The organism is Streptomyces nanhaiensis (genome assembly GCF_046614825.1).
Classification (GTDB): domain Bacteria; phylum Actinomycetota; class Actinomycetes; order Streptomycetales; family Streptomycetaceae; genus Streptomyces; species Streptomyces radiopugnans.
On sequence record NZ_JBKJFM010000053.1, the window covers coordinates 19,814 to 33,535 of the forward strand.

12 protein-coding genes are annotated in these 13,722 nt (G+C 74.1%); 1 reads left to right on the top strand and 11 read right to left on the bottom strand.

The window, feature by feature from the left end; all coding sequences use genetic code 11:
* Positions 1–26: 26 nt before the first annotated feature.
* From hpnE to ACLIYP_RS14295, 4 genes are all read right to left on the bottom strand, one after another.
* Positions 27–1,454, bottom strand: a complete 1,428-nt coding sequence (gene hpnE / locus ACLIYP_RS14280; protein WP_412713500.1) for a hydroxysqualene dehydroxylase HpnE — start codon at positions 1,452–1,454, stop codon at positions 27–29.
* A complete protein-coding gene (gene hpnD, locus ACLIYP_RS14285) occupies positions 1,451–2,422 on the bottom strand; it encodes a presqualene diphosphate synthase HpnD (RefSeq protein WP_412713501.1) in 972 nt (323 codons plus the stop codon). Before hpnD ends, hpnE begins: the two co-directional genes overlap by 4 nt.
* Positions 2,423–2,427: 5 nt before the next feature.
* Positions 2,428–3,468, bottom strand: a complete 1,041-nt coding sequence (gene hpnC, locus ACLIYP_RS14290) for a squalene synthase HpnC (RefSeq protein ID WP_412713502.1) — start codon at positions 3,466–3,468, stop codon at positions 2,428–2,430.
* A 145-nt stretch (positions 3,469–3,613) separates the two neighbouring features.
* Positions 3,614–4,276 carry a TetR/AcrR family transcriptional regulator gene (locus tag ACLIYP_RS14295; RefSeq protein ID WP_412713503.1) on the bottom strand — a complete coding sequence of 221 codons (663 nt, stop codon included), beginning with the start codon at positions 4,274–4,276 and terminating at the stop codon, positions 3,614–3,616.
* 106 nt (positions 4,277–4,382) lie between these two features.
* Here ACLIYP_RS14295 and ACLIYP_RS14300 point away from each other — a divergent pair, with 106 nt between their 5' ends.
* On the top strand, positions 4,383–6,599 hold the full coding sequence (locus tag ACLIYP_RS14300; RefSeq protein ID WP_412713504.1) for an MMPL family transporter: 2,217 nt from the start codon (positions 4,383–4,385) through the stop codon (positions 6,597–6,599).
* A 90-nt stretch (positions 6,600–6,689) separates the two neighbouring features.
* Here ACLIYP_RS14300 and ACLIYP_RS14305 read toward each other — a convergent pair whose 3' ends face one another.
* The 7 genes from ACLIYP_RS14305 to ACLIYP_RS14335 all read right to left on the bottom strand — a co-directional run bounded on the left by ACLIYP_RS14305 (position 6,690) and on the right by ACLIYP_RS14335 (position 13,707).
* The gene (locus ACLIYP_RS14305; protein ID WP_412713505.1) at positions 6,690–7,523 is read right to left on the bottom strand and encodes an ABC transporter ATP-binding protein; all 834 of its coding nucleotides are present in this window, start codon (positions 7,521–7,523) and stop codon (positions 6,690–6,692) included.
* The gene (locus ACLIYP_RS14310; RefSeq protein ID WP_412713506.1) at positions 7,510–8,448 is read right to left on the bottom strand and encodes an ABC transporter permease; all 939 of its coding nucleotides are present in this window, start codon (positions 8,446–8,448) and stop codon (positions 7,510–7,512) included. The genes ACLIYP_RS14305 and ACLIYP_RS14310 overlap by 14 nt, the downstream gene beginning before the upstream one ends.
* 98 nt (positions 8,449–8,546) lie before the next feature.
* Positions 8,547–9,419 (bottom strand): glycosyltransferase family 2 protein, encoded by an 873-nt coding sequence (locus ACLIYP_RS14315; protein ID WP_412713511.1) that lies wholly within the window; start codon positions 9,417–9,419, stop codon positions 8,547–8,549.
* 50 nt (positions 9,420–9,469) lie between these two features.
* The gene (locus tag ACLIYP_RS14320) at positions 9,470–10,255 is read right to left on the bottom strand and encodes a CDP-alcohol phosphatidyltransferase family protein (protein WP_412713507.1); all 786 of its coding nucleotides are present in this window, start codon (positions 10,253–10,255) and stop codon (positions 9,470–9,472) included.
* On the bottom strand, positions 10,233–11,294 hold the full coding sequence (locus tag ACLIYP_RS14325; RefSeq protein WP_412713508.1) for an iron-containing alcohol dehydrogenase family protein: 1,062 nt from the start codon (positions 11,292–11,294) through the stop codon (positions 10,233–10,235). Before ACLIYP_RS14325 ends, ACLIYP_RS14320 begins: the two co-directional genes overlap by 23 nt.
* Positions 11,282–12,031 (bottom strand): phosphocholine cytidylyltransferase family protein, encoded by a 750-nt coding sequence (locus ACLIYP_RS14330; protein ID WP_412713509.1) that lies wholly within the window; start codon positions 12,029–12,031, stop codon positions 11,282–11,284. Before ACLIYP_RS14330 ends, ACLIYP_RS14325 begins: the two co-directional genes overlap by 13 nt.
* On the bottom strand, positions 12,028–13,707 hold the full coding sequence (locus tag ACLIYP_RS14335) for a DUF5941 domain-containing protein (RefSeq protein ID WP_412713512.1): 1,680 nt from the start codon (positions 13,705–13,707) through the stop codon (positions 12,028–12,030). The genes ACLIYP_RS14330 and ACLIYP_RS14335 overlap by 4 nt, the downstream gene beginning before the upstream one ends.
* Between the last annotated feature and the right edge of the window lie 15 nt (positions 13,708–13,722).

Here is a 13,722-nt window from a genome sequence, read left to right on the forward strand (position 1 = left end):
GGTCTCCTCTGCATTTGGTGTCGTGCTCACGCCGCCTCCTGGAAGACGTCGTCGTGCGGGCGGCCGAGGGCGGCCAGCGCTTCCCGGGCGGCGGTCAGCCCGCTGCGCACGGCGCCCTCCATCGTCGCGGGCCAGCCGGTGGCGGTCCACGCCCCGGCCAGCCACAGCCCCGGCGCCCCGGTGCGGGCGGCGGGACGCAGGCGTCCGACGCCGGGTACGGGGGCGAAGGTGGCGGCGCGCTCGCGGGTGACGAAGAAGTCGCGCACCTCCGCCCCCCGGGCGGCGGGCAGCAGCCGGGCCAGTTCGGGCAGGTAGCGGTCGCGCAGCGCGGCGACCGGCAGGTCGATCTCGTCCTGCGCGGCGGACTGGGACACCGCGACGTACTGGCTCGCCGCCCCTCCGGGCGCGCCCCGCAGCCCGGAGGCGGCGGTGCGGTCGAAGACCCACTGCACGGGGGTGCCGAGCGCGGCGAGGAAGGGGCGGTGGAGCACCTTGCGGTCGTAGACCACGTGGACGTTGAGGATCGGCGCGTCGCCGATGCGCAGCAGCCGCTCCGGTTCCTCCAGGGCGCCCTCGGGGAGCAGCCGGTGGGCCTCGCGCTGGGGGACGGCGAGGACGACCGTGCCGGCCCGCAGCGTCTCGCCGGTCCGGCGCGCGCCGGTGTCCACCGCGACCCGCCAGGCGCCGTCCGGCTCCCGGGTCAGCTCCCGGGCCCGGCCCTGCCGGACCACGCGTACGCCCGCCTTCTCCAGCACGGCTGCGGCGAGCGTGTCGTGCAGGTGCCCCAGCGGGACCCGCGACCAGCCGATGTCGGCCGCGCCGGGTTCGCTGAGCAGGCCGGTGGTGAGGACCATCGCGGCCAGCCCGAGCGAGACGTCCGGTGCGCGGGCGTTGAGGGTGGCGACGCCGACGAGGTCCCACAGCGCTTGTACCGCGCGCGGCGACTGGCCGTGGCGGCGCAGCCAGCTCCCGAAGTCCTGGGCGTCCAGGGCGGGGTCGGAGGGGTCGACCCCGCCCAGGCGCCCGAGCGCCAGGGCGGCCCGCCCCACGCGCAGCCGCTCGGCCGGGGAGAGGTGGGGGTAGCGCGCCAGGGAGGCGGCCAGGTGCAGCGGCGCGGGCAGGGCCGCGCGCCGCAGCCGGCCCGTCCTGCCGCGCGCGGCGTCGTGGACGGGGATGTCCAGACGGGGCTGGAGGGGGGCCAGCGCGCTCGCGCCGATGCGCTCCAGGAACCAGCGGTAGGCGGTGCAGCAGCGCAGGTGGACGTGGTGGCCGTTGTCGACGGTCAGCTCCCCGGCCGCGCCGGAGCGGCGGAAGGAGAAGGCGAGCCCGCCGAGCCGGGGCCTGCTCTCCACCAGGGTGGTGGCCACCCCGGCGTCGGCCAGGCGCAGTGCGGCGGCGGTGCCCGCCAGTCCTCCTCCGACGACGACGGCGCGCGGATCGGGTGCGCCGCTCACGTCGCGCTCTCCCCGGGGGCCGTGCGGGCGGCCAGCCGGGCGTCGAGCCCGGACAGGCCGCGCAGGGCGACGTACGCCTTCTCGCGCGCCGGCAGGGAGACCCGGCCGCGCAGTACGGCGTGCGGGTCGCGGGCGATACGGGCCAGCAGGCGGTGGTAGATCCCGGCCATGGCCGCCACGCAGGCGGCCGAGCGGCGGTCCAGCAGCGGCAGCAGCCGCAGCCCCTCGGCGAACAGCGCGCGGGCGCGGCCCACCTCGAAGCGCACCAGCCCGGCGAAGTCCCCGCCGGCGGGGGGCGCGTGGCGGTCCAGCGAGGTGTCGCAGCCGAACGCGGCCAGATCCTCGCGGGGCAGGTAGGTGCGGCCCTCCGCGGCGTCCTCGCGCACGTCGCGCAGGATGTTGGTCAGCTGCAGGGCGAGGCCGAGGGTGTCGGCGTAGTGGGGGGCGCGGTCGGCGCCGGGTGCGTCCGGCACCGTGCCGAAGACCCCCAGGGAGAGCCGTCCGATGGCGCCGGCGACGCAGCGGCAGTACTCCTTCAGCTCGTCCCAGGTCTCGTAGGCGCGGCCCCGGACGTCCATCAGGACGCCGTCGATCAGCTCGTCGAGCCCGCCCAGCGGGATCGGGAAGCGGTCCGCGGCGTCGGCCAGGGCGACGGCGACCGGGTCGGTGGCGTCGTCGGGGACCTTTCCGGCGCGGACGAGGTCGAGCAGGTCGCGGGTCTCCTCCAGCCGGGCGCGCTTGACCTCCGTCTCCAGCGGGCCGTCGCCGATGTCGTCCACCCGCCGCGAGAAGGCGTACAGGGCCGACATCGCCCGGCGCTGAGCGGTGGGCAGCAGCCGGATGCCGTAGGCGAAGTTGCGGGCCTGCCGTCCGGTGACGGCCTCGCAGTAGCGGTAGGCGGCGAAGACCTGCGGGGAGGGCGGCGCCTGCCGCGCGGCCCGCGCCGCGTTCGCGGCCCGCCTCTCCACCGGGCTCACCTCGCCCGCCTCAGGACGGCCGCGGTCTCGCGCAGCACACCGGCCGGGGCGGGCCGGGGGGCGCCGCCCAGGACGTCGTACCGGGCGGAGCGCAGGGCGCGCAGGGCCGCCCGTCCGCCGCCGGTGAACCCGGCGATGAGGATCTTCGGTATGCCGGGGACGCTGGCCACCAGCGGGACTCCTTCGTTCAGCAGTTCGTGCGCGCGCCGCGCCTCCCAGGCGACCAGGGCGCGCACCGAGGCGTTCGCGGTGGGCGCGGCGAGGTCGGCCTCGGTGACGCGGAAGCGCTCCAGGTCCTCGGCGGGGAGGTAGACCCGGTCGCGCAGGGCGAGGTCCTCGGCGACGTCCTGGAGGTGCTCGATGATCTGCAGCGCGGTGCAGACGGCGTCGGAGCGGCGGACGCGCTCGGGGGTCGTGGTCCCGGTGACGGCCAGGACGAGCCGCCCCACGGGGTTGGCGGACAGCTCGCAGTAGCCCAGCAGCTCCTCCCAGGTGCCGTACCGGCGGACCTTCTGGTCCACCCGGTTGGCCTCGACCAGGGCGAGGAACGGCTCGGGGGTCAGCGCGTGGCGGCGCACGGTCGGCACCAGTGCGTACAGCAGGGGGTGGCGGGGGACGTCCCGGCCCCCGGCGCCCGGGTCCCGGGCGGTGCCGAAGACCCGGTGCAGATCGGTCTCGAAGGCGTCCAGCAGTGCGCCGCGGTCACCGGCCCGGCCGGGATCCACTCCCAGCAGTGCGGCGTCGGCGCCGCCGGGCGGCAGGTCGCCGTCGCCGATGTCGTCCAGGAGGCGGACGCAGCCGTACACGGCCATCAGGTCGTCCCGCCAGGCGCGGGGCAGGAAGCGGGGGGCCACGGGGAAGTTCTCGCGCGCCGCCTTCTCCAGGACCGCGCGGCCGCGCACGTCCCGCGCGGGGGTCACCGGGGGCCGCCCGCTGCCATCGCCGTCACCTGTCCGTCCTTCCACCGACAGCACCCGGGCATCGGCACCGCCTCGTCGTCCGCGTCCGCCGGTCACCGCCCGCTGCAGGAGCATCATATTTCGGGCATGCCCCGGCTTCGGTCCGGTACTCGGCCGACCGGGTGCCGGACCGCCCGGTGCGTCGTCCGCCAGGACCGGCTCAGCTTACGTCGTGCGCGGGGGCGTCCTTCGCCGCGGGTCCGGCGGGGCGGGTCGCGGACGGTCACTCCGGCGCGGTGAAGCCCCGGATGACCGTGGCCAGGGCACCGGCGGTGAAGGCGTCGCGCTGCTCCGGCGCGATCCGGCCCAGCGGGCCGTCCAGCAGCAGGACCGCCAGGCCGTGCACCGCCGCCCAGGCGGTGATCTCGGCTCCGGGACGCCGTCCGGCGGGCATCCGGCCGGTGGCCACGAGTCCGTCCAGGGCCTCGGCCAGCAGCCGGAAGGAGCGGTACATCCAGCGGGACGGGTCCTCCTGCGGTCCGGGCCCGTGGCCGCCGTCCGGCGCCTCGGGGGTGCGGCAGAAGGCCGCGCGGAACAGGCCGGGCTCGGCCAGCGCGAACTCGATGTAGCCGGCGCCGAGCGCCTTGACCCGCTCCTCGGCCGCCTCTCCGGCGCCCGGCGCCCCGCCGCCGGCGCCGGCCGACCGCTCCATCGTCTCCGCGAGTCCGCGCTGCCCCTGCTCCTTGACCGCCATCAGCAGGTCGCCCTGACCGGTGAAGTGGCGGTAGGCGGCAGTCGGCGAGACCCCGACCCTGCGCGCGGCGGCCCGCAGCACGACGGCCTCCGGCCCGCCGTCGCGCGCGAGGTCCGTCGCCGCCTCGATGAGCGCGTTGCGCAGATCTCCGTGGTGGTAGCCGCTCTTTCCGGTGCCTTCGGTCCGCATCATTCGATACTGCCTGATGTTGACATCATTAACATCCCTCTGCCAGAGTCGAAGTTAACGTCGTAAACATTTTATGGCGTGTGCCCGCGAGTGAGCGAGAGGGAAGACCATGCTGTCGTGGATCGCCGATCTGGTACTGCGCCGCCCCCGAACGGTGCTGGTGGCCGCGCTCGTCTCCGTGCTGGCCATGGCGGCCGTCGGCATCGGCGCCTTCGGCAAGCTCCAGAGCGGCGGCTTCGACGACCCCGACGCGCCTTCCAGCCGCGCCACCGCCCTGATCGAGGAGAAGTTCGGCGGCGAGACCAATCTCGTCCTGCTGGTACGGGCGGACGACGGCGGCCGGCTGGACTCCCCCGCCGCCGAGCGGGCGGGCCGGGAGATCGCCGACGGGCTGAAGGACGAGCCGGGCGTGTCCGGCGTGGTCTCCTACTGGGACACCGGCAGCTCCGCGCTCACGTCCCGCGACGGCGGCCAGGCGCTGATCCTCGCCCACCTCGAGGGCGACGACACCGAGCGCACCGACCGCGCCGGCGAGCTCTCCGAGAAGTGGTCCGGCGACCGGGGCGCCGTCACCGTGCGCACCGGCGGCCAGGCAGCGGTCGCCAGCGACATCACCTCCCAGATCTCCAAGGACCTCGCCATCGCCGAGGCGATCGCCGTCCCCATCACCCTGATCCTGCTGGTGATCGCCTTCGGCAGCGTCGTGGCCGCGCTGCTGCCGCTGGCCATCGGACTGATCGCGGTCATGGGCACCTTCGCCGAGCTCTACGTGCTCGGCAGCATCACCGACGTCTCGATCTTCTCGGTCAACCTCACCACCGCCCTCGGCCTCGGCCTGGGCATCGACTACGGCCTGCTGCTGGTCAGCCGCTTCCGCGAGCGGCTGACCGAGGGCGACGACGTACCGGACGCGCTGCGCACCACCGTGGCCACCGCGGGCCGCACCATCGCCTTCTCCGCCGCCACCGTCGTCGCCGCGCTCGCCGCGCTGCTGCTCTTCCCGCCCTTCTTCCTGCGCTCCTTCGCCTACGCGGGGATCGGCGTCGTCGCGATCGCCGCGGTCGGCGCGCTGGTGGTCGTCCCCGCCCTGCTGGCAGTGCTGGGCCACCGCGTCAACAGCGGCCGGCTGCCCTGGGCGGAAGCCGTACGGCGCCCCGACGCGCCGGTGTGGGGCCGCCTGGCCTCGGTGGTGATGCGCCGCCCCGCACTCACCGCGCTGCCGGTCCTGGCCGTGCTGCTGCTCGCCGCGAGCCCGCTGCTGGGCGCGTCCTTCGGCAACCCCGACGAGCGGGTACTGCCCGACAGCGCGCCCAGCCGCCAGGTGGCCACCGCCGTCGACGAGGACTTCGGCCGCGACGACACCTCGGCCGTCCAGATCGTCACCACCGGCCCGGTGGACGCCGCCGGACTGGGCGCCTACGCCACCGCGGTCTCCCGCCTCGACGGCGTCACCCGCGTCCAGGCCTCCTCCGGCACCTACCAGGACGGCGAGGCCGCCGCGCCCGGCCCGGTCAACGCCGCGCTCGGCCGGGACGACGCCCAGCGGCTGACCGTCGCCATCGAGCCGGAGTCCGGATCCGGCGAGGCCGAGGACCTGGTGCGCGACATCCGCGCGGTGCCGGCCCCCGACGGGGTGGAGGCCCTGGTCGGCGGCCCGGACGCCCGGCTGGTGGACACCAAGGCCGCCATCGGCGACCGGCTGCCCGCCGCGATCGCCTGGGTCGCGCTGACCACCTTCGCCCTGCTGTTCCTGTTCACCGGCAGCGTCGTGCAGCCGCTGCGCGCGCTGGTGCTCAACACCATCAGCCTCACCGCCGCGATCGGCGCGATGGTGTGGGTCTTCCAGGAGGGCAACCTGTCCTCGGTGCTGGGCTTCACCCCGATGCCGATGAACACCTCGATGACCGTGCTGCTGTTCTGCATCGTCTTCGGGCTGTCGATGGACTACGAGGTCTTCGTGACCAGCCGGATCAAGGAACTGCACGACGCGGGCGAGGACACCGGGAGCGCCGTCACCCGCGGGCTGTCGCGCACCGGGCGGATCGTCACCATGGCCGCCGGCCTGCTGGCGGTGAGCCTGTTCGCCTTCACCACCAGCGAGATCAGCTTCATGCAGATGTTCGGCCTCGGCAGCGGGCTGGCCATCCTGATCGACGCGGTCGCGGTGCGCGGTGTGCTCGTCCCGGCAGCGATGCGGCTGCTGGGCCGCGGCGCCTGGTACGCGCCGAAGGCCCTGCGCCGGCTGCACGGCCGGGTGGGGCTGTCCGAGGCCGCCGCTCCCCCTCCGGCCCCCGCCGAGCCCCGGCGCGAGCCCGCCGGAATCTGACCCGGCCCCCGGCGTACCGCCCGGACGCGGACCGGCCCCGCCCCTGTCAGGGACGGGGCCGGTCCGCGTCCGGGCTCGGCGGCACGAGCGTCACTTGCGGGTGAACTCCTCGTACGCCTTCATCACGTCCTCGGTCGGGCCGTCCATGCGCAGTTCGCCGCTCTCCAGCCACAGCACCCGGTCGCAGGTGTCCCGGATGGACTTGTTGTTGTGGCTGACCAGGAAGACCGTGCCGGCCTCCTGGCGCAGCTCGCGGATGCGGGCCTCCGAGCGCCTCTGGAACTTCTTGTCGCCCGTCGCCAGCGCCTCGTCGATCATCAGCACGTCGTGGTCCTTGGCGGCGGCGATGGAGAACCGCAGCCGGGCCGCCATGCCGGAGGAGTACGTCCGCATCGGCAGGCTGATGAAGTCGCCCTTGTCGTTGATGCCGGAGAAGTCGACGATGTCCTGGTAGCGCTCCTGGATCTGGACCTTGGACATGCCCATCGCCAGTCCGCCCAGTATGACGTTGCGCTCACCGGTCAGGTCGTTCATCAGCGCGGCGTTGACGCCCAGCAGCGAGGGCTGGCCGTCGGTGTAGACCCTGCCGCGCTCGGCCGGCAGCAGACCCGCGATGGCGCGCAGCAGCGTGGACTTGCCCGAGCCGTTGGACCCGATCAGCCCGATCGCCTCGCCGCGGTAGGCGGTGAAGCTGACGCCCTTGACCGCGTGCACCTCGCGCATGCCCGCCGATGCCTTGCGGCGAAGGATGCGGCTGAGGGCCGCCGTGGCGCTCCCCCGGCCCCGGCCGCCGCCGTTGACGCGGTAGACGATGTGCAGGTCGTCGGCGATCACGGTGGGCCGCCGATCCACGGGGGCGGCCTTCGCCGCCCCCCCGTCCTTGTGCGCCGACGCTGCGGCTGCGCTCTTCTCAGCCACGGCCATAACGCTCCTCCGCCTTCCAGAAGTACACGAACCCGCCGATGCCGACGACCACGGCCCAGCCCGCGGCGAGCAGCCACACGTGCCCGCCCAGACTCTGGTGGTGCGGCCCGTCGATCAGCGCGTAGCGCATCAGTTCCATGTAGACCGCCGCCGGGTTGGCCTCCAGCACTCCGGCCAGCCAGCCCGGTGCGTTCGCCTTCTCCAGCATGTAGGCCAGCGGGAACATCACGCCGGAGGCGTACATCCAGGTACGCAGCACGAACGGCATCAGCTGGGCCAGGTCGGGGGTCTTGCTGCCCAGCCGGGCCATGATCATCGCCAGGCCGGTGTTGAAGAGGAACTGCAGCAGCAGGGTCGGCACCACCAGCAGCCACAGCGGACCGGGGTAGTGCCCGAGGCCCACCAGGATGACGACCAGGACGATCATCGAGAACAGTAGTTGCTGGAGCTGCTGGAGGGAGAAGGAGATCGGCAGCGAGGCTCTGGGGAAGTGCAGGGCCCGCACCAGCCCCAGGTTCCCCGAGATGGACCGCACGCCCGACATCACCGAGGTCTGGGTGAAGGTGAAGACGAACACCCCCGTCACCAGGAAGGGGATGTACTCGTCGTTCTCCATGCCGCCGCGTCCCCCGAGCAGCAGGCCGAAGATGAAGTAGTAGACGGCCGCGTTGAGCAGGGGGGTCAGGACCTGCCACACCTGGCCGAGCTTGGCCTGGCTGTACTGGGCGTGCAGCTTGGCCCGGGAGAAGGCGAGGATGAAGTGCCGCCGAGCCCACAGCTGCCGGACGTACTCCGGCAGGGAGGGCCGGGCGCCGCTCACCGTCAGCCCGTACTTGGCGGCGAGTTCGGCCGGGGACAGGCCGTCGTCTGGTGAACGCGGGGGCTCGCCCGTCGCGATCGCACCACCGTGCGTTGTCTCGCTCACGTTGAAACTTTCGTCCTCACAGTGCGCAGCCGGGATGGGAATGAGCGCAGCGGGCCCCGGCTCCTGTCACCGGACCCGATGCTCTCGGACAGAGCTTGTCAGATGACGGGAGGGCGGCCCAGCCGGGTCAGACGCCACACCGTACGCCACTTCATGGGACGGCGGGTGCCGCACGGGGTCGTCCAGCCCTCCCGGAAACCGCCCAGCCAGGCGCGCAGCGCGGGGCGCGAGGGACGCCGGGCGAGGGTCAGCAGCAGCCATACGCCCAGGTAGAGGGGGATCAGCGGCATCGGCAGGTTGCGCCGGGCCAGCCACACGCGGTTGCGGGCGACCATGCGGTGGTAGACCGCGTGGCGGCTGGGGAGGGTGGTGGGGTGGTGGAGCACCATGTCCGCGCGGTAGTCGATCATCCATCCCGCGTCCAGCGCCCGCCAGGCCAGGTCGGTCTCCTCGTGCGCGTAGAAGAACTCGTCCGGCAGCCCGCCGACCTCCTGGAAGACCGCCGTGCGCACGGCGGTGGCGCCGCCGAGGAAGGTCGTCACGCGCGAGGAGCGCATCGGGTCCGAGGCGCGCAGCCGCGGTACGTGGCGGCGCTGGGTGGCCCCGGTGTCCGGGTCGGCGATGCGGAAGCTGATGATGCCCAGCTCCGGGTCGGCGGCGAACGCCCGCCGGACCAGTTCGGCGGTGTCGGTGTTCGGCAGCAGCCCGTCGTCGTCGAGGAAGAGCAGCGCGTCCACCTCGCTCCCGCCGGGCCCGAAGGCCTCGATGCCGACGTTGCGGCCACCGGGGATGCCCAGGTTCTCCGGCAGCTCCACCGTCCGCACCCCCTGCGGGAGCTCCGGCAGCGGGGCGCCGTTGCCGACGACCACGACCTGGACCGGGTCGCCGTCCTGCTTGGCGACCGAGTCCAGCAGGGCGCGCAGCTCCTCGGGGCGGTCGCCCATGGTCAGGACGACCGCGCCCAGTGTCAGGGGCCTGCCGGAGGAGGACTGTGCGCCCTCGGCCATGTCGTTCACCGCCCTCACCGCAGCCGGCTCGAGGCCAGGATGGACACCAGGTGCAGCAGCGTCTGCAGGACCGCGATGGCCGCCAGGACCGCGACGCCCAGCCGGGTGAAGAACAGGCCGCCGTGCACTGCGTCCGCCACCGCGACCAGCAGGATCACCAGGGACGCCTCGACTCCGCCGACCAGCCGGTGGAACTTCAGCGCCGCGGCCGCCCGGCGGGCCAGTGCCAGCCCCGAGGAGCGGGGCACGGCCGCCTCGTCCTTCACGGCGGGCAGGCCGCTGCGGGAGCGGGCCACGTCCACCAGGTCGGTCTCGGCCTTGATCAGGATCGCGCCCAGCGCGGCCACGGTGCCCAGGAAGGCCCACAGCCAGTTCGCGGAGGCCCCCTCGGCGCGGAAGACGTCGGCGGCCCGCACCCCGAAGCCGACCAGCAACGCCGCCTCGGCCAGGTAGTGCCCCACCCGGTCGAGGTAGACGCCGGTGATGGAGGTCTGCTTCCGCCAGCGGGCGACCTCGCCGTCCACGCAGTCCAGCAGCAGGTAGAACTGGATCAGCAGGGCGGCGAGGACGGCCCCTGCCAGGCCCGGCACCAGCAGCACGGCGCCGGCCGCCACACCTGCGACGACCATCAGATAGGTGAGCTGGTTGGGCGTTATCCGGGTGTTCACCAGATGCCGGGTCCAGCGCAGCGAGATCTCCCGCATGTACAGGCGCCCGGCCCAGTGCTCACCGCTGCGCCGGTCCTTCACCCCGGCGGGGTGGACGACCGGGCGGAGTTCAGCTACTGACGGCTTTGACATAGTCGGCGTACGCGTCCCTGATCTGGTCGGTGGACAGGTCCAGGTGCTCGATGATCGTGTAGCGCCCGGGCCGGGTCTGCGGCGCGTACTCCACCGCGCGCACGAACTCGTCCTCGTTGAAGCCGATCTCGCCCGGCAGCACGGGCAGGCCGTGGCGGCGCAGCACGTCGACGATCAGCGCCGTCTGCTCCTCCGCCCCGCGCAGGTGCATCGCGAAGGCCGCCCCGAGCCCGCACTGCTCGCCGTGGGCGGCCGCGCGCCTGGGGTAGAGCAGGTCGAAGGCGTGGTTGATCTCGTGGCAGGCGCCGGAGGCGGGGCGGCTGTCGCCGGCGACCGACATGGAGATGCCGGTGAGCACCAGCCCCTCGGCCAGCACGGTGAGGAACTCGTCGTCGCCGCAGCCGCCCGGGTGGCGCAGCACCGCCTCGCCGGCCTGGCGGGCCATGGCGGCGGCCAGGCCGTCGATCGACTCGCCGGTGACCTTGTGGGAGAGCTCCCAGTCGGCGACGGCGGAGATGTTGGAGATCACGTCGCCCACGCCCGAGCGCACGAAGCGGATCGGGGCCTCGCGGATGACATCGAGGTCGATCACGATCGCGATCGGGTTCGGCACGCCGTACGAGCCGCGGCCGGCGTCGTTGTCGAGCGTGGCGACCGGCGAGCACAGGCCGTCGTGGCTGAGGTTGGTGGCGACGGCGACCAGCGGCAGGCCGATGCGCGCGGCGGCGAACTTGGCGCAGTCGATGATCTTGCCGCCGCCCATGCCGACGACCGCGTCGTAGTGGCCGGACTTCATCGCGTCGGCCAGCTTGATCGCGTCGTCCAGCGTGCCGCCGCCGACCTCGTACCAGTCGGCGCCCGGCAGGGCGGGCGCGAACCGCTCGCGCAGGGCCGCGCCCGAGCCGCCGCTGATGGCGATGGCGAGCTTGCCGGAGGCCGAGATGCGCTGGTCGACCAGGAGACCCGCCAGATCGTCCAGCGCACCGGGCCTGATGTCGACGACGACCGGCGACGGAATGAGCCGGGTCAGTACTGGCACGCGATCTCCCGCGCCTTGTTCAGGTCGTCGTGGTTGTCGATCTCGACCCACTTGACGTCGCCGATGGCGGCGGTGTCGATGGTGAGGCCGCGGTCGACCATCTCCTGGTAGCCGTCCTCGTAGTAGAGCTGCGGGTCGCGCTCGTAGGTGGCCTTCAGCGCGTCGGCCAGGTCGGCGGCGGCGTCGCCCTCGATGAGGGTCACGCCGATGTACTCGCCGGTGGCGTCGGCCGGGTCCATCAGCTTGGTGATGCGGCGCACGCCCCTGCCGGGCTCGGTGACGACCTTCATCTCCTCGTCGGCCAGCTTCTTGACCGTGTCGAGGGCGAGGATGATCCGCTGCCCCTTGCCGCGGGCCTCCAGGAGGGTCTGCTCGACGGAGACGGGGTGGACGGTGTCCCCGTTGGCCAGGATCACGCCCTCCTTGATGACGTCGCGGGCGCACCACAGGGAGTAGGCGTTGTTCCACTCCTCGGCCTTGTCGTTCTCCACCAGGTGGAGCTTGACGCCGTACTTCTTCTCCAGGGCGGCCCTGCGCTCGTGCACGGCCTCCTTGCGGTAGCCCACGACCACGGCGACGTCGGTGAGGCCGACCTCGCGGAAGTTGCCGAGGGTGAGGTCCAGCACGGTGGTGGTGCCCTCGCCCGCCGGGTCCACCGGCACCAGGGCCTTGGGAAGGGTGTCGGTGTAGGGGCGCAGACGCCGTCCGGCGCCGGCGGCCAGCACGAGGCCGATCATGCGGGTTCTCCTGTTTCGTCGTGTACGGCGGGTGCGTGTGAGGACACCCAGAAACGGACGCTCTCGGTGACCACCGTGAGCGCCAGGGCCCCGGCCAGGGCCGTGAGCGCGATCGTGAAGCCCTGCCCCGCGGCCCAGAGGGCGGCGGCGGCCGTGACCGCCACAGCGCGTCCCTCGTGCCCGCCGATCGCCCGCACCAGCAGGCGCGGGGGGGCGCCGGTGCCGCCGCGGATGCGGTACACCGTGTCGTAGTGATGGTAGGCGACCGCCGCGACCAGCCCGAACGCGGCGGGCAGGGCCCCTTCCGCGTCCGAACGGGCGGCCAGCGCCAGGACGGTGGTGTACTCCGCGGCGCGGAAGAGGGGCGGGACCAGCCAGTCCAGCGGGCCCTTGAGCGGACGGGCGACGGCCAGCCCGGACAGGGCGGCGTAGCCGAGCGCGGCGGCCGGCAGCCAGGGCCCGACCGGCGCCCACAGCGCGGCGGCCACCAGGGCGGCCGAACCGAGCAGGGCGAGGGCCGGGGCGGCGAACCCGGACGGCCGCCCGCCGCGCCGCCGGAACGCGGCGGCCCGCGCCACGGCCTCGGCCGACGGCCCGGAGTCGGCCAGCTCGGCCAGGGCCCGCGCGGCGCCGTCGGTGCGCACGCCCTTGCGGGCAAGGGAGCGCAGCACCCGCCCGGCGGTGGTGTAGCAGGCGGCGAACGCGCATCCGGCCAGCAGCACGACGAAGGTGGTGCGGGGCGTGGTGAGGGCGGTGAGGACGGCGATCAGCGCCCAGCGTTCGCCGATCGGCAGCACGATCATGCGGCGGGCCCACACCGTCCAGCCGACCCTGTCGAGCCTCCCGGACAGGGCGGCGGCTGGGTCGGCGCTTCCGGCCGCCGGCCCCCCCTCGCACTCCCCCGTGTGCTCCCCGCCGGCCTCCCTCTCGTGGCGGTCGGCCTCGTTGAAGGAGAAGTCCACCACGTGGCGGCAGGTCTGGAGCACCATCGCGCCCAGCGCCAGGGCCCACACGTCGTCGCCGCCGCGGGCCGCGCCGAGGGCCAGGCCCGCGTAGTAGGCGTACTCCTTGGCCCGGTCGAAGGTGGCGTCCAGCCAGGCGCCCAGCTTGGAGTACTTCAGCGCGTAGCGGGCGAGCTGGCCGTCGGTGCAGTCCAGCACGAACGAGGCGATCAGCAGCGCCCCGGCCGCGACGAAGCCGCCGCGGGTGCCGGTGGCCGCACAGGCGGCAGCGACCAGCGCGGTCAGCAGCGAGGCGGTGGTCACCTGGTTGGGGGTGAGTCCGCGCCGGGCGCACCAGCGGGCGAGGTGGCGGGAGTAGGGGCTGACGAAGAAGGTGGTGAAGAAGCCGTCGCGGGACTTCACCGCCGAGCGCAGCCGCACCTTCTCGTCGTCGACGGCCGTCACGGCCCGTTCCGCCTCGGCGCGCTCCGCGCCGTCGGCGGGCACGGCGGCGACGAGGACGCCCAGCTCGGGCCGGTGCACGGCGAGCGCCCGGCCGTCCTCCTCCAGGGCCGCGGCCACCCGGTCGGGCAGGCCGGCGGGCCCGCGGGAGACCGGCCCCGGCAGCAGCGGCGCGATCAGCAGGGCCGGCACGGTGACGGCCACGGCCAGTGCGGCCACCACCAGGGCCGTGCCCGCCGCGCGGGGGAGCCCCCGCCGCTCCAGCAGGCCCACCGCCGGAGCCAGCAG